This is a genomic window from Pseudarthrobacter oxydans (genome assembly GCF_013314975.1).
In the GTDB taxonomy this organism is placed as follows: Bacteria; Actinomycetota; Actinomycetes; order Actinomycetales; family Micrococcaceae; genus Arthrobacter; species Arthrobacter oxydans.
The window spans coordinates 34,732-60,267 of record NZ_JABTYH010000024.1; the positions used below are offsets into that span (position 1 = coordinate 34,732).

The 25,536-nt window shown below is 66.3% G+C and carries 24 protein-coding genes and 1 pseudogene; 14 read left to right on the top strand and 11 right to left on the bottom strand.

Going from position 1 to position 25,536, the window contains the following annotated elements; genetic code table 11:
* Window positions 1-783: 783 nt before the first annotated feature.
* Complete coding sequence (locus HTS88_RS15105) at window positions 784-2,322, bottom strand: site-specific integrase (protein WP_174179732.1); 1,539 nt, start codon at window positions 2,320-2,322, stop codon at window positions 784-786.
* A gap of 56 nt (window positions 2,323-2,378) precedes the next feature.
* On the opposite strand from HTS88_RS15105, the pseudogene HTS88_RS15110 reads away from it, so the two are divergent.
* Window positions 2,379-3,362: pseudogene (locus HTS88_RS15110) on the top strand (DinB/UmuC family translesion DNA polymerase); the annotation flags it as partial.
* 53 nt (window positions 3,363-3,415) lie between these two features.
* Here the strand turns inward: HTS88_RS15110 and HTS88_RS15115 are convergent.
* Window positions 3,416-3,874: an SRPBCC family protein gene (locus HTS88_RS15115; protein WP_174179733.1), complete on the bottom strand. Its 459-nt coding sequence runs from the start codon at window positions 3,872-3,874 to the stop codon at window positions 3,416-3,418.
* 247 nt (window positions 3,875-4,121) lie between these two features.
* Here HTS88_RS15115 and HTS88_RS15120 point away from each other — a divergent pair, with 247 nt between their 5' ends.
* Window positions 4,122-5,309, top strand: coding sequence for an ABC transporter substrate-binding protein (locus tag HTS88_RS15120; protein WP_174179734.1), 1,188 nt, complete (start codon window positions 4,122-4,124; stop codon window positions 5,307-5,309).
* Window positions 5,310-5,375: 66 nt separating this feature from the next.
* On the opposite strand, the gene HTS88_RS15125 is transcribed toward HTS88_RS15120, so the two are convergent.
* The 4 genes from HTS88_RS15125 to HTS88_RS15140 form a co-directional block, all read right to left on the bottom strand.
* The gene (locus HTS88_RS15125) at window positions 5,376-5,939 is read right to left on the bottom strand and encodes a DoxX family protein (protein WP_174179735.1); all 564 of its coding nucleotides are present in this window, start codon (window positions 5,937-5,939) and stop codon (window positions 5,376-5,378) included.
* 105 nt (window positions 5,940-6,044) lie between these two features.
* A complete protein-coding gene (locus HTS88_RS15130) occupies window positions 6,045-7,004 on the bottom strand; it encodes a carbohydrate kinase family protein (protein WP_281359070.1) in 960 nt (319 codons plus the stop codon).
* Window positions 7,005-7,045: 41 nt separating this feature from the next.
* The gene (locus tag HTS88_RS15135; RefSeq protein WP_174179739.1) at window positions 7,046-7,621 is read right to left on the bottom strand and encodes a DUF1349 domain-containing protein; all 576 of its coding nucleotides are present in this window, start codon (window positions 7,619-7,621) and stop codon (window positions 7,046-7,048) included.
* Between the two features lie 49 nt (window positions 7,622-7,670).
* The gene (locus HTS88_RS15140; protein ID WP_174179748.1) at window positions 7,671-8,471 is read right to left on the bottom strand and encodes an alpha/beta hydrolase; all 801 of its coding nucleotides are present in this window, start codon (window positions 8,469-8,471) and stop codon (window positions 7,671-7,673) included.
* 103 nt (window positions 8,472-8,574) lie between these two features.
* Here HTS88_RS15140 and HTS88_RS15145 point away from each other — a divergent pair, with 103 nt between their 5' ends.
* From HTS88_RS15145 to HTS88_RS15155, 3 genes are all read left to right on the top strand, one after another.
* The gene (locus HTS88_RS15145) at window positions 8,575-8,901 is read left to right on the top strand and encodes a GYD domain-containing protein (RefSeq protein WP_174179750.1); all 327 of its coding nucleotides are present in this window, start codon (window positions 8,575-8,577) and stop codon (window positions 8,899-8,901) included.
* Between the two features lie 77 nt (window positions 8,902-8,978).
* On the top strand, window positions 8,979-10,559 hold the full coding sequence (locus tag HTS88_RS15150; protein ID WP_174179752.1) for a succinic semialdehyde dehydrogenase: 1,581 nt from the start codon (window positions 8,979-8,981) through the stop codon (window positions 10,557-10,559).
* Window positions 10,560-10,947: 388 nt separating this feature from the next.
* The gene (locus tag HTS88_RS15155) at window positions 10,948-11,418 is read left to right on the top strand and encodes a hypothetical protein (RefSeq protein WP_174179754.1); all 471 of its coding nucleotides are present in this window, start codon (window positions 10,948-10,950) and stop codon (window positions 11,416-11,418) included.
* Window positions 11,419-11,570: 152 nt separating this feature from the next.
* Here the strand turns inward: HTS88_RS15155 and HTS88_RS15160 are convergent, their stop codons facing one another.
* The 4 genes from HTS88_RS15160 to HTS88_RS15175 form a co-directional block, all read right to left on the bottom strand.
* Window positions 11,571-12,536: a PfkB family carbohydrate kinase gene (locus HTS88_RS15160; protein ID WP_174179756.1), complete on the bottom strand. Its 966-nt coding sequence runs from the start codon at window positions 12,534-12,536 to the stop codon at window positions 11,571-11,573.
* A complete protein-coding gene (gene uriT / locus HTS88_RS15165; RefSeq protein ID WP_174179758.1) occupies window positions 12,533-13,960 on the bottom strand; it encodes a uridine transporter UriT in 1,428 nt (475 codons plus the stop codon). The genes HTS88_RS15160 and uriT overlap by 4 nt, the downstream gene beginning before the upstream one ends.
* Window positions 13,961-15,022: a uridine-preferring nucleoside hydrolase UriH gene (uriH, locus tag HTS88_RS15170; RefSeq protein ID WP_174179761.1), complete on the bottom strand. Its 1,062-nt coding sequence runs from the start codon at window positions 15,020-15,022 to the stop codon at window positions 13,961-13,963. It lies immediately after the preceding gene.
* 191 nt (window positions 15,023-15,213) lie between these two features.
* Complete coding sequence (locus tag HTS88_RS15175; RefSeq protein WP_174179763.1) at window positions 15,214-15,429, bottom strand: hypothetical protein; 216 nt, start codon at window positions 15,427-15,429, stop codon at window positions 15,214-15,216.
* A 149-nt stretch (window positions 15,430-15,578) separates the two neighbouring features.
* Between HTS88_RS15175 and HTS88_RS15180 the strand changes: the two genes are divergently transcribed.
* The 4 genes from HTS88_RS15180 (at window position 15,579) to HTS88_RS15195 (ending at window position 18,720) form a co-directional block, all read left to right on the top strand.
* Window positions 15,579-15,947, top strand: coding sequence for a VOC family protein (locus HTS88_RS15180; protein ID WP_174179765.1), 369 nt, complete (start codon window positions 15,579-15,581; stop codon window positions 15,945-15,947).
* Between the two features lie 35 nt (window positions 15,948-15,982).
* Window positions 15,983-17,029: a LacI family DNA-binding transcriptional regulator gene (locus HTS88_RS15185; protein ID WP_174179767.1), complete on the top strand. Its 1,047-nt coding sequence runs from the start codon at window positions 15,983-15,985 to the stop codon at window positions 17,027-17,029.
* Between the two features lie 49 nt (window positions 17,030-17,078).
* Complete coding sequence (locus tag HTS88_RS15190) at window positions 17,079-18,185, top strand: GTP pyrophosphokinase (protein ID WP_174179769.1); 1,107 nt, start codon at window positions 17,079-17,081, stop codon at window positions 18,183-18,185.
* 289 nt (window positions 18,186-18,474) lie between these two features.
* A complete protein-coding gene (locus HTS88_RS15195) occupies window positions 18,475-18,720 on the top strand; it encodes a hypothetical protein (RefSeq protein ID WP_174179771.1) in 246 nt (81 codons plus the stop codon).
* A gap of 63 nt (window positions 18,721-18,783) precedes the next feature.
* Here HTS88_RS15195 and HTS88_RS15200 read toward each other — a convergent pair whose 3' ends face one another.
* Entirely contained in the window at window positions 18,784-19,827 is a 1,044-nt protein-coding gene (locus tag HTS88_RS15200) for a LacI family DNA-binding transcriptional regulator (RefSeq protein WP_174179773.1), read from the bottom strand.
* Between the two features lie 233 nt (window positions 19,828-20,060).
* On the opposite strand from HTS88_RS15200, the gene HTS88_RS15205 reads away from it, so the two are divergent.
* From HTS88_RS15205 to HTS88_RS15225, 5 genes are read left to right on the top strand one after another with little or no spacing between them, the layout of a single operon-like run.
* The gene (locus tag HTS88_RS15205; protein WP_174179782.1) at window positions 20,061-21,389 is read left to right on the top strand and encodes an extracellular solute-binding protein; all 1,329 of its coding nucleotides are present in this window, start codon (window positions 20,061-20,063) and stop codon (window positions 21,387-21,389) included.
* Complete coding sequence (locus HTS88_RS15210; protein WP_174179784.1) at window positions 21,386-22,333, top strand: carbohydrate ABC transporter permease; 948 nt, start codon at window positions 21,386-21,388, stop codon at window positions 22,331-22,333. The genes HTS88_RS15205 and HTS88_RS15210 overlap by 4 nt, the downstream gene beginning before the upstream one ends.
* A gap of 1 nt (window position 22,334) precedes the next feature.
* Window positions 22,335-23,240 (top strand): ABC transporter permease subunit, encoded by a 906-nt coding sequence (locus HTS88_RS15215; RefSeq protein ID WP_174179786.1) that lies wholly within the window; start codon window positions 22,335-22,337, stop codon window positions 23,238-23,240.
* Between the two features lie 30 nt (window positions 23,241-23,270).
* Window positions 23,271-24,461 carry a Gfo/Idh/MocA family protein gene (locus tag HTS88_RS15220; protein ID WP_174179788.1) on the top strand — a complete coding sequence of 397 codons (1,191 nt, stop codon included), beginning with the start codon at window positions 23,271-23,273 and terminating at the stop codon, window positions 24,459-24,461.
* A 34-nt stretch (window positions 24,462-24,495) separates the two neighbouring features.
* Window positions 24,496-25,500 (top strand): sugar phosphate isomerase/epimerase family protein, encoded by a 1,005-nt coding sequence (locus HTS88_RS15225; RefSeq protein WP_174179790.1) that lies wholly within the window; start codon window positions 24,496-24,498, stop codon window positions 25,498-25,500.
* The last annotated feature ends 36 nt before the right edge of the window (window positions 25,501-25,536 follow it).

The following is a 25,536-nucleotide window of genomic DNA, read 5'->3' on the forward strand; positions in this document are numbered from 1 at the left end:
ACTGGAACAGCACGGCCATCGCCGCCACCTCTGAGGCGGTGGGGAAGAGTGAACTGAAGGCTTTCGTCGCTCCACGTACGGAGCTGTGACCGCGCGATGCACCAGACGTGTACCGCGGAACGTCGCCGAACAATGCCAAATGATTTAGAACGCCCCCTCGGTCCGAGCTGCGTCCCGGACGGTCCGAAGCGTCTGAGACCTGACCGCGTTCCTGTCGCCATGAACTGAGCTCGACTTCGCCGGCACGAATACGCTGCAACGCCGCGCGGACGTCGGACCGTGCTGCCCGTTGGATGCTCCGGAACTCCGCCTTCGTGTAAGAAACGGACAATGTCGAGCGTCCCGCGTTGGGAAGGGGCGCGAAGAGTGCGTTTCTGAACGGCATCGGCACTTCGAGATTCGAGCGAAGAACGACCCGAAGGGCATGCAGTGCACTGACCGCGGACGCCGTGTGCCGCATGCGCAGCTCCGCCAGGTGCACGGGGCGAAGGTCCGCAGTCCGGGCGGGCGGCCTCGGGCTGGCGGCCATCAGCTTCACAAACATACTGATTCCCGCGAAGAGGTTCGCGGCAGAAGGGATCGTGCGTCGGGTGCCTGATGGACCAGTTGCCGAGGCGAATCCCTCTGCGAACAGCGTTTGAAGCTCTGGTGCCACCTTCAAGGCGTGGAACGAGAAGTCCTTGAACCCCCGACCCGCCTCCGGATAAACACGCACGATGGTCCGGCCGTCCGACAAGAGGTTTTGGGGGGATGCGTACCCCGCGTTGGGTAGTGCAGCCTCCATCATCGGGATTCCGCAACCGGAAGGACTTCGTCAAGACGGACTCTTGGGTCTGACCGGAGCACCTGCAACAACGTCTCGGCCTGCAGCTCGTTGACCCCGTGCTCGAGGAGTAGTTTTACGTCAAGACCACGAAACGGTTCCAGATAGATGTCCCTGGTTGTATTCACGTCGGAGTGCCCGAGCATCATTTGGACCAGAGACCAGGTGTCACCGAACTGCTCCCGGAAATCGAGAGTTTGGCCAGGGCTGAGGCTTGGTGCCCGTCGTTCCCAGACCAGCCGTCCAACTGCGTACCAGCGCAGGGCGAAGCTGTGGCGCAGCACGTGGGGATGACACTGCAACCGGTCGATGCCCGCCCTCGCCACTCGTCGATTGGCCCCGTTGAAGCACTTGTACCAACTCCGCTTGCCACGCGGGAGGCCATCCTCGTTCAACCAGAGAGCCAAGGGCTCCAGGCCCTCAGCCGTCCGCTTAAAGAGGGACAGTCGTTGTTCGGGCGACAGGTCATTCAGCGCCAACAAACTCGAAGGGCGGCCCGGTTCACTGCGAGTCGCAAGAGCGTCCCCACGGACCTCGCAAATGATGCGTATTCCGGAAAGGCGCTCGTACACTCCCGAAGCCTGGGCACGGCGAATGGACGCGGCCCGCTCTGTCTCGATGTAGTTCCAAACACTGTTGAGCACATCACGCTTGGCCCAGTACGGGTGGCCATGACCGCCCTTTGCACAGGCGTCCGCCAGGCGCAGAGTGACGTAGTTGCTGTCCGCCGCCGGATGTCTCACTTCGTTGGCCAGGACGCTCGCCCATTCCTGCAGACGCAGACCAGTGCCATAAAGGCCGTCGACAAAGGCAGCATCCCGTGTCAGGGACCGCGGCCGCCAACGGATTCTCTCCGTCCCGTCCGGCGCCATGCCCAGAATCCCCACATCGCGCCACCTTCTGAACGCTCCCGGGGAGAACCATTTCACATCGGCAGACCTGACCCTCGACGCACCCGCCCGGCCCCGCTTCCCGGAATACTCGGGGCGCGTGGCCCAGGGCCTTCTGTCCCGTGGGCCCCTGACAAGGCAATCAGGTGCGCCGAGAGATGCGAGGGCAGTCTCTTGGAAGCTTTCGGCCCAACCATAAAAGGCGGAAATCGCTGACAGATCGTCGCGCCAGGTTGAACCTGCCACGCGTCGTGGATTGTTCTCATCTGTCCGTCGCCAGAACTTGTAGTCGAAGAGGTCGTCGTCCGCGGCGGCATCCCACGAGGTCCGGCGAAGCTCGAGGAAGTTCATCCAGACGCGGAGGGCGAATGCATATTTGCGATTGGTTGAAGTGGCCCTGTTGCGCATTCTGCGGCTTGAAAAAAATGCGTTGACAGCGTCGTGTGGGGAGCCCCGCGCGTCGAGGAGAAACGGTCGCCCGACCCTTGCTGCATTGCCAGGTCCATCGGACAGCGATTCGAGGGAGCGAACCAGCAGCGGGTCAGCCGCTTTCTCAGGCAATGCCTGAACAAAATGCAGGTGCCATGTTCTGGTTGCTGACTCACTCATCTATCCGAAGCTAGAGGTCGTTCGCGACAGTGCCGCTGCAACACGCAGGAGGGGGTGTGAGAATTTACAGCATCGACGAGGCCTTCCTCGGAGTGAAGGGGGAGCCGGAGCAGCTGCTGGCGCTGGGCAGGACCATGAAGAATGCCGTCCGCCGCAATGTGGGCGTGCCCGTATGCGTCGGGATCGCGCCCACCAAGACGCTGGCCAAACTGTGCAACAAATGGGCCAAGAACAACCCGGCGTTCGGCGGGGTATGCCACTGGGACAGCGTTCCCGCCGCCGTGCGGGAGCAGCTGCTGGGGCGCCTGTCCGTGGAGGAAATCTGGGGCATCGCCGGCCGCCTGACCAGGCGCCTGAACGCCATCGGCATCCACACCATCCTGGACCTCACCCGCGCCGACCCCGTGGCCATCCGGGACAAGTTCTCCGTGGTCATGATGCGCACTGTCCTGGAACTCAACGGCACACCCTGCATCCCCATGGAAGAGGAACGCCTGGGCCGGGACCAGCTGATCTTCTCCCGTTCCTTCTCCACCCCGGTCACCACGGCGGCGGGGCTGCGGCAGGTCCTTAGCATTTACGGCCAGAATGCGAGCGCGCGGCTGGCCAAGCACGGGCTGCAGGCGAAAGTCCTCACCGCATTCGCCGGCACCTCGCCCTTCAGCGGGCAGGAGCAGGCGTATCCGTCCGTGTGCGTCCCGTTGCCGATGCCAACCGCCGACCCGCTCCTGCTCACCAGGGCGGCGCACGCCCTGCTGCCCAACATCCGCGATGGCCTGAAGTACGTCAAAGTGGGGCTCATGCTCACGGACCTGCGGCCTACCGGCAACCAGTCCCCGCTGGAGCTGTTCGAGAACCGGCACGAGGAACGCCACATCGGCACCCTGCTGGAGGACGTGGGCAGCCGCTTCGGACGCGGCTCCATCGGCCTGGGGCACGCCGGCATCAAGTCGGGCCTGGACTGGACCATGAAACGGAACATGCGGTCCCCCAGGTACACCACCCACTGGGACGAGCTTCCGCTGGTGAAAGCTGCCTAAACGGCCGTTTGACTGAGCCGCACGGAGGTCCAGGGCCGCCGCGGGCAACTAGGTCAGGCCCGCGCTTCGGCGAGGTCCTTGAGTTTGGCGAGGGCCACGGGCCACGTTTCGTTCAGCATGGCCGCCCAGTCCTCCACGCTCTCAACCTCGACCTCGACTTTCGTTACGCCGTCGGCTTCGGTGAACGAATAGTTTTCGTGGGCTCCGATGAATTCCTGCGCAGCATCACTGGTCGTGTCATCCACACCGCGGACGATCTGGCCGAGATACCGCAGGGACACGAACTCGTTCGGCCTGCATTCCTCAACTGTTGCGATCATCCCTCCCACGGACCCCTCACCGTCCGGGCCGAGGAATCGAATCTCGCTGCCCGCCCTCCAGTCGCCCTCATAGAAGGAACCTGTCTCGCTGAAGGCACTCGTCCATTCCCGGTAGGTGGCATCGTCGAGCATCGTGGCCCAGACGGTCCCGGCGGGAGCGTTGATATCCACCTCAAATTTCAACTTTTCCATGCCCGATCGTACGTCCGCACCAGGGCCCGAAAACAGGCCCCGGTGACCGGCAACCTATGGGATTCATTGCCGCGGGAACACTCCTTCGGACGCCCCGGAAAAAGACGTCCCGCGACGTTTCTTGTCGCTGCGCTACGCCTTGTTGAGCCTCCGCGACCTCCCGTGAACGCCCGCTACGGGAACAATTGTGGCGCTGCCGGTCGCTCCGTAATCTCAACTCAGCATCCGCCCCAGCAAAGGAATTCCAGTGTCAGATCCCTCGCGCCAAAACCCCAATAATCCGCAGGACCAGCCAGGCTCCACCCGCATCGTGGCCGGCCAGTCCGCCGCGCCCAAGCGGCCGCTCGGGCTGAAGGTGGGCATCGCCGTCGGCATCCTTGCCCTCATTGGCGGGGGCGTCGCCGTCGCCTCCGCCGTGAACGGCGGGACCCCCGCGGCAGTGCAGGAGACCGCCACCGCCGGCAACCCCGCCGCGGAACTCAAGCTTGGATACTTCGGCAACGTCACCCACGCCCCCGCCCTGGTGGGGGTAAGCCAGGGATACATCGCGGAGGAGCTCGGCGATACCAGGCTCAGCACCCAGGTGTTCAACGCCGGCCCGGCCGCGATCGAGGCCCTGAACGCCGGTGCCATCGATGCCACGTACATCGGCCCGAATCCCGCCATCAACTCGTTCGTGAAGAGCGGCGGCGAGTCGGTGAACATCATCGCCGGTGCTGCAGCCGGCGGCGCCCAGCTGGTGGTTCGGCCGGAGATCAGCTCCGCCGCGGACCTTAGGGGCAAAACCCTTGCCTCCCCGCAGCTCGGCGGTACGCAGGACGTGGCCCTCCGCGCCTGGCTCGCGTCGCAGGGCTACAAGACCAACGTTGACGGCAGCGGCGACGTGGCCATCAACCCCACCGAGAACGCCCAGACCCTGAAGCTCTTCCAGGACGGAAAGCTCGACGGCGCGTGGCTGCCTGAGCCGTGGGCCTCACGCCTGGTGCTCACTGCCGGAGCCAAGGTCCTGGTGGACGAAAAGGACCTGTGGGACGGCTCGCTGTCCGGCAAGCCGGGCGAGTTCCCCACTACCATCCTGATCGTCAACCAGAAGTTCGCCGCCGACCACCCGGACACCGTCAAGGCACTCCTGAAAGGCCATGTGAAGTCGGTTGAGTGGCTGAACAACGCCTCTACCGGCAACAAGGCCACTGTCATCAATGCAGCCCTCAAGGAAGCCGCCGGTGCCGAACTCAAGGCCGACGTCATTGACCGCTCCCTGAAGAACATCGTGTTCACCGTGGACCCGCTGGCAGGGACTTACCAGAAACTCCTGGCGGACGGCGTAACCGCCGGCACCACCAAGCAGGCCGACATCAACGGTATCTTCAACCTCACCGCCCTCAATGAGGTAACGGGCGGGAAGACCCCGGCTGCCGGGCTGGGGAAGGAGTAGCAGGAGCCCAATAAACGTTTAGGAAAACCCGCCCGCCGCGGGAACCACTTCCGGCGGCGGCCAGGTTCAGCCTTCCTCCGGGGCGGCACCCGCCGCCGGAGCCGCAGCGTCGCCAGCCAAGGCCTTGCGCCGGCGGGAAATCTGGATGGCGATGGCTGTGGGGATCACAGCCAAGGCAGTGATCCGCATCCACGGCCGGTCCAGGACATGACCGGTGAGGGCATCCAGGGAATAGGGCCCGGAGCCGCCGATCGTGAACGCTGCTGCTGCCAGGCCCAGCACGGCTGGGTACTCCAGACCGCCCTCGGTGGCGAAAAAACCGTTCGGTGCGTGGACACTGGCCGCGACGCCCATCGTGGTTGCCGCAGCTGCGCCGGCAGCTGGGGTGCCCAGCCCCAGCGCCAGGGCAAACCCAGCTCCTGCTTCACCTACACCAGCCAGGACGGCGCTGGGTTTCGCGGGTCGGAATCCCATGGCGTGCATGCCCTTGCTGGTGCCTTCAACGCCTCCCCCGCCAAACCAGCCGAATAGTTTCTGGGTTCCGTGAGCGACAAGCACTCCTCCCAGAGCGACCCGGAACAGGGTCTGCGCGGCGGCCGCCGCCTCGGGACTCGTTGTTACATTGCCCATAACAGTCCTCCTGGGGTTGTTTGAGTCGCTGCACGGCTCGCTGTCATCACGAGTGTACGTCCGTGCAACTTCCGGGTCACGGGCGGCGACCGGACTGATCACTCCCTAGAGAACCGCATCCAGTTCAGCCCGCGTGGGCGGGTTGGCGCCGGGCCGGGAAACCGTCACCGCTGCGGCCCGGGCAGCATGCGCCAGGAGCTCGGCCAGGCCCTCGGCCGGCAGTTCCCGCAGGTCCTTCCGGTTCTGCGCGCCGTCCAGGCCGCGGTCCACCAGGCCGGAGAGCAGTGCCGCCATGAATGAGTCCCCTGCCCCCACGGTGTCCGCCACCTCAACCCGGGGTGCCGGCACTTTGGCTTCACCGGCATGGCCCACTCCCCACGGTCCTTCGGCGCCGCGGGTGACCACCACCATCGCGGGGCCCTCGGATCCGCCCAGCGACAACCAGCGCCGTGCGGCATCCAGCACGTCCATGTCCGGGTACAGCCAGGCAAGGTCCTCATCGGAGGCCTTGACCACGTCCGCCAGGGTCACAAACTTTTCCGTGTGCCGGCGCGCGTAGTCCACATCGGTGATGATGCTTGGCCGGCAGTTGGGGTCGAAGCTGATGGTGGCGTGCGGGTGGGCGTATTCGACGGCGGCCAGCACGTCCGTTGCACCGGGCGCCAGCATGGTGGCGATGGAGCCGGTGTGCAGCAGGGTGGTGCCCTGCAGCATAAAGGCGAGACGGTCGGCGATGCCGGGAAGCTCCCAGGTGAGGTCGAACGTGTAGGTGGCGGCGCCGTCGTCGTCAATCAGGGCGGTGGCCACGCTGGTGGGCAGGTCATCGGGGCCCATTGGAACCATGACGGAGCTGGCGCGCAGGTGCGCCGCGACGGAATCGCCGTAGGCGTCGCGGCCGTACCGGCCGATGAACTGCACCGGGTGGTCAAGGCGGGCCAGGCCCACCGCCACGTTCAGCGGGCTGCCGCCCACGTGGGCTTCAATTCCCGAGGCGCGCTGGACAACGTCAACAAGGCCTTCGCCAATAACAGTGAGCATGGTCATACTCTGCCAGAAAGAGGGCAGCCAACGGCGGTCCGTGACGACGTCCGGGCCGGCAGGCGCGGTCAGTGCAGGGCGCCGTCGGGTTCCGTGGTCCTCCAGGCATGGAAAGGCACGGTCAGCCCCGCCCTGGTGGGGGCACACACGAAAGGCCCGGCGTGGGCATCCGCAGCGGGATCGAGCGGGACCAGCCGGACCAGCTGCAGGGGTCCGCCGGCTGCCTGTGCCCGGATGGTGAGCGCGTCACCGGTACGGCTGATCCGGACGAGCACCCGGCTTCCGCGCCAGGCCGGAACGGGAGCCAGGGACCAGTCGGACACGCCGTCGGTGACCACCGCCCCGAGCTGGCAGGAGCCGTCGGCAAACTCGACGCCGGCCTTGACCCACTGCCCGGCAGAAATGCGCACGAAGATCCCCGCCTGGTCGAACTGCTCGGAAAAGTCAGCGGTAAATTCCACTTCCATCGCGGAATCCGGCGGAAAAGGTGCCAGGAGGGCGTGCTCACTGTCGTGGATAAAGCCGTACGAGGTGGTTCGCCAGGCGTCGCTGCCTTCCTTGGCGGTGACCATCAGATCCGTGCCTTGCTCGACGGTGGAAACGGGCGGGTGGGTCCAGGCACCTTGCGACCAGGGAATGTCCATGGCCGTCACTGTACTTCAGGACAGCTGCGGGCTCGGCACGCTGAGCGCCTCACCGCAGCAGCTCCTGCACAAGTCCGCGGCACTTTCTGTAGGCCTGGGACCCTGGCTCGATCAGCGCATAGTGGTCCCCGGGCACCGTGACCAGCCGCGCAGGCACTGGTCCGGACTTGCCCGCCTCCACGTAGGAGGTTGACATGGCCAACGGCACGTCCTCGTCCTCCGTGGCGTGGACGGCGAAGACGGGAACATCCAGCGGGAGCGCGGCCATGGGGTCTGCGTACCGGTACCGGCCGGGGAATTCCGACGACGGCCCGCCAAGGAAATTGGCCACGGCATCATCGCTGAGGTTCAGCTTTTCCGCTTCCGCCAGGTCGAGGACGCCGGACTGGCTCACCACCCCGGTGAGGCGGACGCCGCCGTCCTTCACGTTCACCTCGCGGTGCTCGGCTTCCAGCCCCAAGTGGGGCAGCCGGTCGCGGCCCGCCGCCCACACCGCGAGGTGTCCGCCGGCGGAGTGTCCCAGCGCCACCACCCTGGCCAGGTCCAGGGCATGGGGACCGGCCAGCTCCTGCAGTTTGTCGATGCCCGCCAGGATGTCCTGGAACGTTTGCGGCCAGCCGCCGCCGTTCCCTGCCCGGCGGTACTCCAAATTCCAGGCCGCCACTCCGTGCGCGGCGAGGTCCCCAGCCAGCGGCTCCCCCAGCTCCGCCCCGTACTTTGACCGCCAGTAGCCCCCGTGGATCACCACCACCACACCGCGGTGGGTACCGCCGTCGGGCACCTCAGGGAGGAAGAGCTCGCCCCACTGGCTTGGGTCTTCACCGTAGTAATGCCTATGCCGCTGCACCATGTGCCGAGCGTACCGTGCAGCAAATTCCATGGCCGTTGCCGTTCGGTCCGCGCGCTGCCATTCTGGGTGGATCACCCGGGCAGGACACGGAAGGACAGGAAAAATGCCTCTGTATTTGTCAAGGTTCAGCTACACACCGGAGACCTGGGGCCGGCTGATCAACAACCCCGAAGACCGGCGGAAAGCCGCGCAGGCGTACATCGAATCGGTGGGCGGAAAGCTGCACGGATTCTGGTATGCCTTCGGCAGCCATGACGGCTACAACCTGTGGGAAGCCCCGGACAACGTCTCCATGGCAGCGGTGGCACTGGCCATCAGCGGAGGCGGCGCGCTGAGCACGTTTGAAACCACGGTGCTGATGAGCGTGGAGGACACCATGGAAGCCCTGCAGAAAGCAGGTGAGATCAAGTACCGGCCTCCCGGCGCCTGAATTCACGGGTGCCGCCGGATCCACAGGCCCTTCTGCGGCTAGGCTCGGAAATTACATTGCCGCCAAAGGGGACCACAATGACCAGCACCGCCGAGCCGGGGACCACGCCGGCAGGAACCGGCCACAAGCTTGGAGCGCCTGGCGACCTTTTCCACCTGCCGGACCTGGTGACCTGCGGACCGGGCCGGCCGACCCAGGACTCCCATTCCCCGCTGGACGGCAGCCTGGTGGGCGCCGTCCCCGTCTGCACGCCGGATGACGTGGCGGCCGCCGTCGAAAGTGCCCGGGCAGCCCAGCGCGAGTGGGCCGCCGTTCCCCTCCGCGAGCGCCGCGCCGTCGTCGGGCGGTTCCATGCGCTGCTGCTCCAGCGGGAGGCGGAGATCCTGGACCTGGTCCAGGCGGAGAGCGGCAAGTCGCGGCTCAATGCCTTCGAGGAGCTCGCGGACGCCGCCCTGACCGCCGCCTATTACCGGCGCACGGCCGGACGCTTCCTCCGCCCGGCCCGCCGCACCGGGGCGGCTCCGGGCCTGACCCGGACGGCGGAGTACCGGATCCCCAAAGGCGTGGTGGGCATCATCAGCCCGTGGAACTACCCGCTGACCCTCGCCGTCTCGGATGCCATCCCCGCCCTGCTGGCCGGCAACGCCTGCGTCCTCAAGCCTGATTCCCAGACCCCTTTCACGGCACTGCTTGCCCTGGAACTGCTGCGGGAGGCCGGGCTTCCGCGGGACCTGTTCCAGATCGTGACCGGGGACGGGCCGACGCTGGGCCCTGCGCTGATCAGCGGCGTGGACTTCCTCATGTTCACGGGCTCCTCCGAGACCGGGAGGATCGTGGCACAGCAGTGCGCCGAACGGCTGATCGGCTTCTCGGGTGAGCTGGGCGGAAAGAACGCCACGCTGGTCCTCGCCGACGCGGACCTCGACAAGGCGGCCAGGGGTGCCGCGCAGGGCTGCTTCTCCAACTCCGGCCAGCTGTGCATCAGCATGGAACGCATCTACGTCCACCGCGCCGTCTTCGAGGACTTCCTGGCAACTTTCACTGCCCATGTGGAAGCGATCCGTTTGGGGTCCGGGCCGGGCTGGGACATCGACATGGGCTCGCTCACGGGCCAACGGCAGCTGGACCGGGTCAGCACGCATGTGGAGGACGCCCGGGCGAAGGGCGCCCGCGTGATCACCGGCGGGCGGCCCCGGCCGGACCTCGGCCCGTACTTCTACGAGCCCACCATCCTCACCGGCGTCACCGGGGAGATGGTGGTTGCGCGGGAGGAGACGTTCGGGCCCGTGGTGGCGGTCTACCAGGTGGAGGACAACGACGAAGCTGTGGCCCTGGCCAACGACTCCCACTATGGACTCAACGCCAGCGTCTGGTCCGCGCGGCACGGCCGGGACGCGGGGCGACGCCTGCTTGCCGGGACGGTCAACATTAACGACGGCTACTCCGCTGCGTGGGCGTCCCACGACGCCCCCATGGGCGGCATGAAGGATTCCGGCGTGGGGCGGCGCCACGGGAAGGAAGGCATCCTCAAGTACACGGAAGCCCAAACAGTGGCCCAGCAGCGGCTGGTTCCCGTGGGGCCTCCGCCCGGCATGACCAACCAGCGGTACACCAGGTTGGTCAAGGGTGCGCTCACGCTGATGGGACGGCTGCGCTGATGGCAGGCGGGACGCATAACCCAAAACAACGCCTGTAGCCGATACGCAACCGGCGGCGCGACTGTTTTGACCCTATTGTTACCCTCCACTGCACGGATCCCTTCAAACACGCGGATCAGCTCCTCGTGCGGTGGCGCCACCCGTACGAGCACGACTCGTTGGAATATCCATTGTGGCTTTTTTGTCGACTCCAGCGGCAAGGACGGCTACTGTATGCGGTCGCGCAAACGAAAACCCGGCCTTTGCCCCCGTGTACCGAGGGACGCAAGCAGGCTGACGAATTCGCCTTGCCCGCAACCGGATATGGTGCAAATCTGAAGGACCCGTAAAGCAGCAGGCAGTACCTCAACAGACCCAGCCGCGCTTGAAAGACCAGTCAGGACAAGACATGAGAACAGGCCCTCGATCTCAGAGACACGTCCTCACGGCGTTTCTCGCAGCCCTGGCCCTCCTGAGCCTGCCCGGATGTACTGCGGCGCCGGAGGAGGACTGGTATGCCATCGCAAACGGGGCCGACACTGATCTGGGGGACATCGAGGTACGGAGCCTGCTGCTTGTTGCCTTCGAGAAAAACGAAACCGGCCGGCTCCTGGGGACACTGTTCAACAGCTCTGATGGACCGGTAGAAGTCACCTTTTCTGACGAGGATGACAGCGTCACTATCCGAGTGGAGGGCCAATCCGATTTCGGACTCGACACCAACCCACACTTCTTTTCCTCCGTCAGCGAGATCCCCGGGTCGAGAGTGCCGGTCACCATCTCTGTAGGATCCGAGAGCACAAAGCTGGACACACCAGTAGTCGGCGGAAACCTTCCCGCTTACCGCCCATACCTGCCGACAAGCACCCCATCGGCCTAATTCCGCACTGATGCCCGTCCCAGTGTCGCACCGGCCGTCTCAGTAGAAGATTGGCTGCACAGCGGGAGAGGGTGGGGGAGGCCGCAGCGACCTCCCCCACCCTCTTCGTGTTTCCTGGCGTCGCGCACGACGGCGGCGCCTGGCGTATGTCCCTAAACCCTCAGCAGACGGGCGACATCCGCCGCCTCCGGGTACGCAGCCTGCGTTCCCTTCCGTGTGGTGGCCAGGGCGGCTGCCACGGACGCGTAGGCAGCCGCTCCGGCGAGCGCGTCCCCGGCGGCCAGCCTTACGGCAACGGCACCGGTGAAGGCGTCACCCGCCCCGGTGGTATCCACGGCCTTGACCGTCGTGGGCGCAATCCGGACCACCCGGGAACCCTCGGGCGCAGCCGAGTCCAGCACCACTGAGCCCTGCGAACCGAGGGTCACCAGCACCTGCCGGATCCCCCGCTCCGCAAACCGCCGGCGTACCCTGTCCCACTCGGAATCAGCAGCACCGGGGTCCGGGGTGGCGGCACCGTCGCCCAGGAACAGCGCGGCCTCATGCGCGTTGACCAGCAGGACCTCGGTGAGGGCTGTCAGCTCCTCCGGTACCTCGCCGTACGGCGAGAGATTGAGCAAAACTGTTGCGCCGGCGTCGTGCCCTGCCTTTGCCGCGGCGAGCACCGTCTCCATGCCCACCTCCAGGCAAAGGCAGACGACGGCGGCCTGCTCCAGGACGTCCGAGGCCTCCGCCACGTCCGCCGGGGACAGGGTGCCGTTGGCGCCGGCCGAGATGATGATGTTGTTCTCGCCGCCGGCATCCACCGCGATGACCGCCACGCCCGTGGGCTCGGACGCTGCGCGGACGTGCCCGACGTCCACCCCGGCGCGAGCGGCGGAGGACAGCAGCATGGCGCCGTTCGGGTCCTCCCCCACCGCGCCCACCAGGCTGACGCTCCCGCCCAGCCGGCTCGCGGCAACCGCCTGGTTGGCGCTCTTCCCGCCCGGGTTCACAGCGAATCCGTTGCCGTGCACCGTCTCGCCGGGGAGCGGAAGGCGTTCGCAGTAGATGGTGAGGTCGGCATTCAGGGAGCCGACGACGACGATCCGGCCTGCCTTTTCGACGGCGGCGTTCACTCCGCCACCTCGGCTTCAACCGGCTTGGGGATCAGGAGCGAGGCGGCGAACGCTGCGATGGTGAGCGCGAGGCCGACCACCACGACGGTCAGGTAGGACGCCTTCGCATCGCCGAGGGACGCCGTCGCCACCAGGACGGCGGGCAGCACCAGGAAGCTGAGGCCTGCGCCCAGGTTGAAGGCACCCGCGTTCATGCCCGGCAGGAAGCCCGGGTTGCCGGCGGGTGAAAGGACAACACCGAGTCCGTTGAGCATGATGTTGACCGTACCGGCGTACATGATGCCCAGCAACACCGTGCCGGCGATCATCAGCGGCAGGCTGTTCAGGCCGAAGAACGCGATGATGGCCAGCGCCGCGATGCTGCCCAGAAGGCCGATGCGCAGCACCCTGGTGTACCCGACGACCGGTGCGAGCCTGCCGCTGAGGGGTCCCACCGCCCAGCCGAGCAGTGCATAGGGAGTGAGAATGATGAGCGACATCTCGGTGGGTCCGATGCCGAAACCGGGGTCGGCGGCCTGGACGTAGGCGGGCACTATGCCGTTGATGACGGCGAAGATGCCGGTCATGGTCAGCGTGGTGGTGAGCAGCGGCGCCCAGGTGGAGCGCTGGCGCAGGTGCACGGTTTCCACCATTGGCTGGCTGGCCCGCTTTTCGGTCCGCCAGAACAGGTAGAACGCGGCGGCGGATACCAGCACCAGCGCCAGGCTCAGCATCAGGGTGCCGGAGGAGAAGGCGCCCACCAGCTTGGCGCCTTCGTTCAGGGCGGTAAGCAGCGCGCCCACGGCGACCACGATGAAGAACACGCCCAGCCAGTCCATCCGGGTGCCGGCGGCCGGCTTGCTTTCACCGGCCAGGAAAGCGATCAGCGCGGTGGCAGCCAGGGCCAGCACCACCATGAGCCAGAAGATGCTGCGGAAGCCGAAGTGCTCGGCGAAGTAGCCGCCCACAAAGGAGTCCACACCGGCCACGCCGCCGTTGACGGCCGTGATCAGGCCCATGAGGGTGCCGTATTTCCGCGGGTTGCTGACCGCGGAGCGCAGCATGATGAGGCAGAGCGGAACGGTGGGGCCGCTGACGCCCTGGATGATGCGGCCCACGAAGAGCCAGGTGACGTCCGGGGCGAGGGCTGCGATGACGGACCCCACGGCCATCAGGAGCATCATGCCCACGAGGATCTTCTTGCGGCCCACGATGTCGCTCAGGCGGGGCAGGAACAGGGAGAACAGGGCGGCCGCGGTGAAGAACCATGTCTGCGAGAGGCCGATGACGGCCTGGTCCGTGTTGAGCTCCTCGCCCATGGTCACCAGAGCGGGACTGAGCATGGAGGCGTTGAGCTGGAAGGCCACGCAGGCTGCCAGCAGGGCGACCATCAGGGCGGTGACGTTGCCCTTGGCGGTCCGGGTTTCGAGGACGGTGGCGGTCATTTACTTGACCCCTCCGGCGGTGAGGGAGTCACTTGCGTCGCGGACGAGGTCGGCCGTGTACTGTGTGCGGGCGTCACCGGTGAGCGGATCACCGATGCGTTCCAGCGCGTCGGTGACCAGGTTCCAGAACTTTTCGTGGTCCAGGTCCACGGCGACGCTGGTGTGGCAGTCCGCCGGCGCGGGGGCGCGGAAGTCCGCCACCGTCATGCCGAGCGTCAGCGTGCCCTGCAGCTCAATGTCCACCGGCACCTTGCGGGTGGTGACGATGCTGGGGTCGATCACGTAGGCCACGGCGCAGGGGTCGTGCACCGGCGGGTGGTCGAAGCCCTGGGCGTCCTTGTAGGTGTGGGCGAAGAAATCCATGAGTTCGGTGACGAACTTTGTGGGCCTGGTGCCGATCGCGGCAATCTTTTGCACGACGTCCGGGGTGGCGAGCGCCTGGTGGGTCAGGTCCAGGCCCACCATCACCACCGGCCACTTTTCGTTGAAGACGATGTGCGCGGCCTCGGGGTCGATGATGATGTTGAACTCGGCCACGGCGCTCCAGTTGCCCACGTGGTAGCCGCCGCCCATGAGGACAACTTCCTTCACGCGCTCCACGATGCGCGGTTCCTTCCGGGCGGCGAGGGCGATGTTGGTCAGGCCGGCGGTGGGCACCAGGGTGACGGTGCCGGGCTCGTGCGCCATGACGGTATCGATAATGAGGTCCACCGCGTGGCGGGGGTCCAGGTCGATGTCCGACGGCGGAAGTTCCGGGCCGTCCATGCCGCTGTCCCCATGGATGTCCGGGGCGGTTTCGATGCTCCTCACCAGGGGGCGTCCGCAGCCGGCGGCGAAGGGGACACCGGTGATGCCGGCGATGGTGCCGACGGCCAGGGCGTTGCGGGTGACCTTTTCCAGGGTCTGGTTTCCCACGACCGTTGTGACGGCCAGCAGGTCGATGTCCGGGTTGCCGTGGGCGAGCAGCAACGCCACAGCGTCGTCATGCCCGGGGTCGCAGTCAAGAATGATCTTTTTGCGGCCGGAGGATTGCCGGTCAAGGGAAGGGGCAGTGGGTTCCACGATGATCTCCACGTCGTTGGGGCCCGCGCCAGGTGTATCACTTGTTGCGCGGGGAGCTGAAGCGTTCAGGAGAGATCATGGCAGTGTTGTGGGGCACACGTCAAACGCTTGACGTAAACGCAGGTCAAGCGCTTGATGCCAGCGCCTGCGCGGAGGGGAGCTGGATGGTGTTGCGCGTGGACGGGGCCGGGTTAGTGGCGCTTCTCCTTGGGCTGCCCGGCGGCCGGGTGTGCCTGGGCCTCGTGCTGTTCGTACCTCTGGCGGGCCTCCTGGAGGTGCTGTTCAAGCTTCTCCTCTGCCTCCCGCCGGCGCTGCCCAATGGTCCGGATCTCCTGGGTGGTCGGCGCAACGTGGGCGTGCTGGCGGGGGCCAAGGTCCCGCGCGGTTGCATGGCTGGTATCGCTCATACGGGCATCGTCCCACCAGAGCCCCCGGTCCGGAAGGCCTGTATGACCTGCATTTTTCGGGGTGCCGGAGAGCGCCCATTTTGCTGTCCGGCGGCCCCCTCCGCGGGGCGTGATTGCCACGCCATGCGTGGCTTTGTAGGCTCACTGCCATGCTTCCACTTGGCTTCCTGGACATTGCGTCGCTCGACCCGTCCCGCTCCGCAGCGTTCTATGAGGGTGTCCTTGGCTTCGAGACCACCACCGGAGTCCACAGCAGGTTCCGCGCCGGCAACATTGACGGCGGATTTCCTGACCTGTTGCGCGGCTTCCCGCCCGTCATTGAAGTTCTTGAGCCCGGCGACATCCTGCCCTACTTCGAGCCTGCAGACCTGGGCGCGGCGCTCGAAAGCGCCGTCCGCTTGGGCGGAAAGGTGCTCCTCCATCCCGTCGAGAGCGCACCCGGCCACTGGGTTGCCATTGTCGCCGACCCCTCCGGCGCCAAGATCGCCCTGACCCGCATCGACCGGCAGGCACAGTAACCCGCAGCCCGCCTGCTGCCTACTACGATCGAGGTATGGAATCCGCGGAACAGCTGCAGCAGCCCGCGCGTTCGCGGCGGATCACGGCGGCGATGGTGGCCGCCAGGGCAGGGGTCTCCACGGCCACCGTCTCGCTGGTGGCCAACGGCAAGACCGCCGGCCGGGTCTCCGAGGACAACATTTCCAGGGTCCGGGAGGCAATCGCCGAGCTTGGCTACGTGGTGGACGGCATCGGCAGTTCGCTGGCCAAGGGGGTGAGCTCGATCGTGATCCTGGTGGCGCCGGACATCTCCAACCCCTTCTTCGCCAAGGTGATCGCCGGGGTGCGGGAGTCCCTGGGCCCGCGGTACCAGCTGCTGCTGTCCGTGACGGAGGCCGGCGAGTCCCCCCGGGCCGACGACGTCCGGCGGCTCATGTCCCTGCGCCCGGCAGGGCTCCTGGTGGACGCACCCAGCGCAGGCTTCCTCGAGGACCTCGCGTCGCCGTCGCCCGTTGTGCTGCTGGACGCGCCCGGGCTGGAGGCCTACGCGCCGTCGGTGAACCTGGACGTGGCAAGCGGTGCGCGGGAACTGGCGGCGCACCTGGCAGACGCGGGGCACCGCGAGGCGGCGTACGTGGACAGCGTCACGGGCACGGAAACCTTTGCGCTCCGCCGGAAAGCCTTCCTGGAGGAGGCGGCCGCCCGCGGCATCACCGTTGGGGCGGACCGCATAATCAGCACCACCATCGACGTCGGCACGGCGGCTTCAGCCTTCGCCGCCGCCTGGCCGGGGTGGCAGCGGAAGGGGGTGACCGCCGTCGTCTGCGGCACGGACACGCACGCCTACGGTGTGCTGCAGGAGGCCCGCGTGGCCGGCGTGCGTATTCCGGAGGAGCTGGCGGTGGCCGGCTTCGACGACCTCCCCTATTCGGCCACGAGCAATCCCGGGCTCACCAGCGTCCACCTGCCCGCCACCCCCCTGGGACTGAAGGCCGGAGAGCAGCTGCGCCGCCTCATGGAAGGCGGGGTGCTCGAACAGTCCGGGGTCACGCTGGAGAGTTCTCTGGTGGTGCGCGGATCCACGGCCGCAGCGGAACGCTGAGGGCGCCCGGCGCCACCGTTCTGTCAGTACCCGGCCGTAAGCTGGAACCATGCCGAGTCATTGGGACAGCCTGGACGCGAGCCTGCGCGAATCCGTGGAGCAGAACGTGGAGATCTACGAGCGCGTCCGCCCTGCCCTGAAACTGGTCACCCGGGATGTCCTGCTGACCCTGCGGGACATGCTGAAGGACTCCGAGGTCACCCCGCTGTTCGTCACCGGGCGCACCAAAACGGTGGAGTCATTCAAGGAGAAGATTTCACGGATCGAGGAACCGCTGGAACCGGGCGGGCCGCCCGTCCTGAAGTTCCCGGACCCGTTCCGGACGCTCAATGACATGGTGGGGATCCGGGTGATCACCAAGCTCCCGGCCGAGAATGCGGTGGTGGCCAACATCATCAAGCACCAGCGCCAGCTCTTCGACTGCCGCGGGGACCGGGAAAAGGACATCGGCTCCATCGAATCCGGCACCTACGGATATTCCAGCCGGCACCTGATCCTGCGGACCATCCAGAACGAGGCCGTGAAGGAGTACCAGCAGGTTTTCAACCCGGACGCCGTGCCCAACGGCAGCTACTTCTTTGAGTGCCAGATCCGGACGATTTTTGCCCACGCGTGGAGCGAGATCGAGCACGACATCCGGTTCAAGGCCGAGGACCCGCGCGCCTGGACCCCGCACTTCGACCGGCAGTTCACCGCCACCGCCGCCATGCTGGAGACGGTGGAGACAGCCTTCGCGGACCTGCATGAGCGCTATGAGGAAGTCCGCAGTTTTTGGGACGCCGACGGCGAGGGCGCCGCGCCGCTGACGCCCAACCGCATCCGGGACGTCTGGCGGACGCTGCTGCCCCACGTGGACCGCAAGGTGGATGACGACTGGGGCTGGGCCGCCGAACTCCTGGCCGCGCACGGCCTCAACCAGACCATGCAGCTGGCCGGCCTGCTCAGCGCCAACCGCATCACCGAAGTCCGGAAAGCCCTGGACCACCGCTATTCCCCCGGCCCCGACAGGCTGCTCGACGACCTGCTGCTGTGGCAGTACGGCACCAAACACATCGACCTCACCGCGGAAGCGTCCGACGCCGTCCCGCATCCGCGGCGCGACAGCCTGATGCGGCGGCTGCGGCAGATCGAGCGGTACCGGCTCACCAAGAAGTAGGGAGTCCAGGTCTGCGGGCAGCCTGCCGTTGCCTGCAGACTGTCCCGTGAGTTCCGCCACCTTATTTTGATGCACTCAAAATAAGCCGTAACGTTGATGGCAGGCCATCGAAGCCCTGTCCGGGCTGTATGCGGGTGAACAGTTCCCCGAGCGCCAACGCGCCAGCTCCCCGCGCTGCATCGAACCCCACCCCCACCGCCCCCCTGCGGACACCTGCAGGACTGACGCACATGGGAACGGCAGGGACCCGGATGGCAGCCGCCCAATCCTCACGCATCAGGAGAACACCATGACCCAGATCCTCGAACGCCCAGTGACCATCGAAGCAGCCCCGTCCGCCGTCATCGGGACACCCCGGGGCGGCAGCTATGTCACCCTGGCCGGCCACCTGGCCGACTTCCGCCGCACCGAGGCAGGCTACATATCGATTTCCGGCAGCGGCACGCGCACCGGGAACACAGCACAGGGCAGCTACGTGACCCTGCATTCGGCACCCCTGGGCACGACCGACATCAGCTACACGCGCCGGGGCTAAGGCGCGGTCCGCGGCGCTGCCGGTCCAGGCCGGAGCCTGCGCTGCCGTGGGCGCCTGCCGGCCTCAGGCCGCAGGCGGTGCCGTGGAATCCCGGACGATCAGGTGGGTGGCCAGTTCAACGCGGTGCGAATCCAGGACCTCCCCCCGCGCCTGCCGCAGCACGGACCGGAGCGCTGCCCGCCCCATTTCCTCCAGCGGCTGGGCTACGGAACTCAACGACGGCACCGACTCCTCGCCCTGGTTCGTCCCGTCAAAACCGATAAGGCTCAGGTCCTCGGGAACCCGGATACCGTGCCGGCCCGCTTCCCCCAGTATGCCCAGGGCGATGGTGTCGCTGGCGGCGAAGATCGCCGTCGGAAGCTTGTCCAGCTGGAGCAGCGCCTGCAAGCCCCTAACGCCGCCCTCCCGCCGGAACCTGCCGCCGGAGAAGATGTACTGCGGGTCCACCGGTACGCCGTTGGCCATGAGCGCGGCCATGTAGCCGTGCAGCCGCGCCTGGTTGCACTCGGCCTTCTCTATGCCGCCGATGTACGCGATGCGACGGTGCCCCAGCTCCAGCAGGTGCTCCGTGGCCGCCTTGCCGCCGGCCCAGTTGGTGGCCCCGATGCTGACCACGTCAGCGGAGGGCGGGTTCAGCGGGTCAATCACGACGACGGGAATCTGGCGGCGCCGGAAAGGGTGCAGTTGCGTCTCGCTGAAGGCTGAGGTCACCACAATCATTCCGGCCCTGCCCTCGTCCACCATGCGCTGCGCGCGGCCCTCGGGGCTGCGCCTGCCCTGGCCCGCCGGCCCGGTGACGCTGACCATGATCTCCACGTCGGCATCTGCCGCGGACTGCAGCACTCCGTTAAGCACCTGGATGGTGTACGCGGAATCGAGGACATCGATGACCACCTCCACCACCGTGCCGGTCTCCCCTGCGGAACGGCGCTGCAGCGGGGACTGGTACCCGGCCTGCTCCAGCACGGCCAGCACGCGGGCCCTGGTTTCCGGAGACACATCCTCGCGGCCGTTCACCACCTTCGAAACGGTGGGCGCGGAAACTCCGGCCTGCTGGGCAACGGAGGCAAGCGTCGGCTTGGCCCGTTCCGGGATCTTCGTTGCCATCTGGTGAGACCTTTCGAAAAGTTTCGTTGACTCATTGTTCAGATTTGTGCTGGCGCGGTCAAGGGGCCGGAAGATACCTCCGTCATGAGGCCAATAAATTAGGCCTTGACCTTTGCCACTCCGGACCTTTAGTTTAGACCGTGACCTAAATCACGCATTCGAAATATTTCGAAACTGCTGGTGGAGCTCACGCCCCAAACATTTGCAACGAAGCAATTTCAGATGGAGAAGCAATGAAGCAATCCCAGACCTCCCGCCGCTCATTCCTCGCCCTTGCTGCCCTCACCCCCTTCGCCGCCATGACGGCCACTGCCTGCGGGACATCGGGACCGGGTTCCTCCAGCAGCGGCGGGGGCGCCAGCATGTGGTACCTCTCCGGCGAGCCCAACCAGACCACCATGCAGAAGGCCGTGGACGCCTTCACCGCGGCAAACCCTGACGACAAGCTCGCCGTCACCTACTTCCAGAACGACGCCTACAAGACCAAGATCAAGACAGCCATCGGCGCCGGCCAGGCACCCACCATCATCTACGGCTGGGGCGGCGGCACCCTGAAGACCTACGCCGAGGCCAACCAGGTGGATGACCTGACCGGCTGGTTCGACGAGAACCCGGACCTGAAGGACAAGTTCTTCCCGGCCTCGTTCGGTGCAGCCACGGTCGACGGAAAGATCTACGCACTGCCCAACCAGTACGTTGCCCCGATCGTCCTCTTCTACAACAAGGAACTGTTCGAAAAGGCCGGCGCCCAGCCGCCCAAGACCTGGGATGACGTCATGTCCCTGGTCAAGACCTTCAACGACATGGGCGTTGCGCCCTTCTCCCTCGGCGGACAGTCCCGCTGGACCTCCATGATGTGGCTGGAATACCTCCTGGACCGCATCGGCGGCGCCGAGGTCTTCACCGCCATCTTCGAAGGCAAGCCCAACTCCTGGATGGATCCCGCCGTCATCGAGACCGGAACGAAGATCCAGGAACTCGTCTCTGCGGATGGGTTCATCAAGGGCTTCTCCTCCATCGCCGCAGACTCCAATGCGGACCAGGCCCTGCTGTTCACGGGCAAGGCAGCCATGATGCTGCACGGCTCCTGGACCTACGGCGCCATGAAAAAGGGCGGCCAGAACTTCGTCCAGGACGGGAAGCTGGGGTTTGTCCAGTTCCCAACCGTTGCCGGCGGCAAGGGCGATCCGAAGAACGGCGTGGGAAACCCCGCCCAGTACATGTCGATCTCCTCCAAGGCCCCCGACGCGGAAAAGGAGACGGCGAAGAAGTTCTTCAAGGAAGGCATCCTGACCGAGACGGTCATCGATACCTACATCAATTCCGGCTCCGTCCCGATCGTCAACGGCATCGAGGACAAGCTCAACACCTCCGAAGACAAGGACTTCCTGAACTTTGTCTACGACCTGGCCAAGAACGCCCCCAACTTCCAGCAGTCGTGGGACCAGGCCCTCAGCCCCACCGCGGCCGAAGCCCTGCTGAACAACATCGACCAGCTGTTCCTGAAGTCGATCACCCCGCAGCAGTTCGCCGAGAACATGAATGCAACCCTGGGCAAATGAGTAACGCCGCCTCCACCACCCGTAAGCCGGCCGCCCGGGCCGCCCGCCCCAAGGGCGACCCGGGCCACAGCGGACAACGCAACACTGCCCTCGCCTGGCTGACAGTGCCCGCACTGTTCTTCTTCCTGGCGTTCGCCGTGGTGCCGCTGGCCGGTGTCCTCGTCCTGAGCTTCGCCAGCTGGGACGGCATCGGCGCCATCGGGTCGGCAGGGCTGGGCAACTGGTTCTCCGTGCTCGCGGACCCCGGGCTGTACAACGCCCTGGGGCTGACCTTCCTGATCATGATCGCCTCCTGGCTGGTCCAGACGCCCATCAGCCTCCTCTTGGGTGTCTTCACCGCGGGAAGCCAGCGCTACCGGGCTGCCCTGGCCGTGCTGTACTTCCTGCCGCTGCTGCTTTCATCGGCAGCGGTCGCCATCGCCTTCAAAGCCCTGCTGGACCCGAACTTCGGCCTGGCCACCGGGCTGGGACTCCCCTTCCTGGCGCAGGACTGGCTGGGTGTCCCCCACCTGGCCCTTGGGCTGGTCATCTTTGTGATCGCCTGGCAGTTCGTGCCGTTCCACACGCTCATCTACCAGGGCGGTGTGCGGCAGATTCCCAGGTCGCTCTATGAAGCGGCGGAAATCGACGGGGCGGGAACGATCAAGCAGTTCTTCCACATCACCCTCCCCCAGCTGAAGTACACCATCATCACCTCCTCCACCCTGATGGTGGTGGGGTCGCTGACGTACTTCGACCTGATCTTCGTCCTCACCGGCGGCGGCCCGGGCAACTCCACCCGGATCCTGGCCCTGGACATGTACCTGCGGGGCTTCCGGGCCAACCTCATGGGCCCTGCCAGCGTCATCGCCGTCATTCTCGTACTCATCGGCCTTGCACTCGCCCTGTTCCTCCAGCGCCTTGGAGGCAAGGACAAGCAGGGCAGCCAATTGGAAGGTATGTAGGGTGAGCACAGTCCTGAAAAGCAGCACCGAGGAAGTTCCCGCCGGCCCCCGGGCCGACGCCGCCGCCCCAAAGCGGGGACTGGGATCCCGGATGCGGAAGCTGAACGTCCCGGCTGGCGTCGGCGGCTGGATCTGGCTGGCCATCATCATCATCCCGGTGTACTACGTGGTGATCACCAGCCTGAAGACCCAGGAAGGGTACTTCGGCCAGAATCCGCTGGCGCTTCCCACCTCCCCGACGCTGGAAAACTACCAGATGGTCCTCGAGGCGGATTTCGCGCAGTACTTCATGAACAGCACCATCGTCACCCTCGGTGCCGTCATCCCCACGGTCCTGATCTCCTTCATGGCCGCCTTCGCGATCGTCCGGGGCAAGGGCAGGTTCCTGAAGCTGGTCAACGGCATGTTCCTGATGGGACTGGCCATTCCACTGCAGGCCACGATCATCCCGATCTACCTGATGATCATCCGGCTGAACCTCTACGACAGCCTGCTGGCACTCATGCTTCCCTCCATCGCCTTTGCCATCCCGCTGACCGTACTCATCCTGTCCAACTTCATCCGCGACGTACCCAATGAACTGTTCGAATCGATGCGGCTGGACGGCTGCAGCGAGTGGCAGACCATGTGGCGGCTTGCCCTGCCGCTGACCCGCCCCGCCATCGTGACGGTCGCCATCTACAACGGCCTGCATGTCTGGAACGGCTTCCTGCTCCCGCTGGTCCTCACCCAGAGCCCGGGCCTGCGCGTCCTGCCCCTGGCGTTGTGGACCTTCCAGGGCGAATACAGCGTCAACATCCCGGCCGTGCTTGCCTCGGTGGTGCTCAGCACCCTGCCCATCCTGGTCCTTTACGTCGTGGGCCGCCGGCAGCTGCTCAGCGGCCTCACCGCCGGCTTCAGCAAGTAACACCCTGGAACTTCACGAAAGGACAGACACATGACCTCCGCACAGCCCCTTCGCGTCGGCATGGTGGGTTACGCCTTCATGGGCGCAGCACACTCCCACGCCTGGCGCACCGCACCACGGTTTTTCGACCTGCCGTTGCAGCCGCAGCTGACCGCCGTCGCGGGCCGGAATGCCGATGCCGCCAGGGCAGCCGCGGACAAGCTGGGGTGGGACTCGGTGGAGACGGACTGGCGCCGCCTGGTCGACCGGGACGACATCGACCTGATCGATATCTGCACACCCGGCGACACCCACGCCGAGATCGCCATCGCAGCCCTCGAGGCAGGCAAGCACGTGCTGTGCGAGAAGCCGCTGGCGAACTCGGTGGAGGAAGCCGAGCGGATGACCCTCGCTGCCGAGACCGCCGCCAAGCAGGGAGTCATGTCCATGTGCGGCTTCAGCTACCGCCGCACCCCGGCACTGGCGCTGGCCAAGCGGTTCGTGGAGCAGGGCCGGCTGGGCGAGATCCGCCACATCCGGGCGCAGTACCTGCAGGACTGGCTCTCCGACGCCAACGCCCCCATGACCTGGCGGCTGGACAAGAGCAAGTCAGGGTCCGGGTCCCTCGGCGACATCGGTGCGCACAGCATCGACGCCGCCCAGTGGGTGGCCGGGCAGAGCATCACCGGCGTTTCGGCACTGCTCGAAACGTTTGTCCCGGAACGCCCGCTGGCCGGGGACCTCGTGGGCCTGGGCGGCCACGGCGACCTCAGCGGGGATGCGCCCCGCGGGAAGGTCACCGTGGATGACGCCGCCATCTTCAGCGCAAAGTTCGACGGCGGTGCCTCCGCAGGCGCGATCGGCGTCTTTGAGGCCACGCGGTACGCGCTGGGCCGGAAGAACGCCATGCGTTTGGAACTGAACGGCACCAAGGGCTCCCTCGCCTTCGATTTCGAGGACATGAACGTCCTGTCCTTCTACGATGCGGCGGAATCCCCGGACGCCGGCTTCCGGAAAATCTTCGTTACCGAACCCGAGCACCCGTACGTCGGCAACTGGTGGCCCACCGGCCACGGCCTGGGCTACGAGCACGGTTTCACCCACCAGGTGGTGGACCTGGTCACCGCAATCGGTGAGGGCCGCCAGCCGGAGCCGTCCTTCGCGGACGCCCTGCAGGTCCAGCGGGTCCTGGCCGCCGTGGAGGCCAGCGCCGCCAATTCCAGCCAGTGGCAGAAGGTCTAGGACCGTGAACACGGGAACAGGAGAAGAAGCAGCCATGACACGACCCATCACACTCTTTACCGGCCAGTGGGCCGACCTGCCGTTCGAGGAGGTGGCCCGGCTCGCCGGCGAGTGGGGCTTCGACGGGCTCGAGATCGCCTGCTGGGGCGACCACCTGGACCCCCGCCGGGCCGCGGAGGACGACAACTACCTCCAGGGCAGGCTGGACATCCTGGAGAAGAACCACCTGAAGGTCTTCGCCATCGCCAACCACCTCACCGGCCAGGCCGTGTGCGATGACCCCATCGACGAACGCCACCAGGGCATCCTGTCCGCGGAGATCTGGGGCGACGGGGACCCCGAAGGTGTGCGCCGCCGGGCCGCGGAGTCCATGAAGGACACAGCACGGGCCGCCGCGCGCCTGGGCGTCAAGACCGTAACAGGCTTTACCGGCTCGTCCATCTGGAAGGCGGTGGCCATGTTCCCGCCCGCCTCCGAGGCAATGATCGACGCCGGCTACCAGGACTTCGCGGACCGCTGGAACCCCATCCTGGATGTCTTCGACGAGGTGGGCGTCCGTTTCGCCCTGGAGGTCCACCCCTCCGAGATCGCCTACGACTACTGGACCGCCAAGCGCACCCTGGAGGCGATCGGGCACCGCAAGGGCTTCGGCCTGAACTTCGACCCGTCCCACTTCATCTGGCAGGACCTGGATCCGGTGATGTTCCTCCAGGACTTCGCGGACCACATCCTGCACGTGCACGTCAAGGAATCAGTCCGCCAGCTCGATGGCCGCAACGGGCGCCTGGGCTCCCACCTGGCCTGGGCGGACCCCCGGCGCGGCTGGGACTTCGTCACCGCCGGGCACGGGGACGTCCAGTGGAACCGGATCTTCCGTACCCTGAACGCCATCGGCTACACCGGGCCCACCAGCATCGAGTGGGAGGACGCCGGCATGGACCGGCTCATCGGCGCACCGCAGGCGCTGGCCATGGTCAAGGAACTCGCCCGCATCGCCCCGCCGGCGGCCGCTTTCGACGCCGCCTTCTCCAGCCGCTGACCCAGACCTTCCGGCCCGCACTTTTCCGGCCCAGAC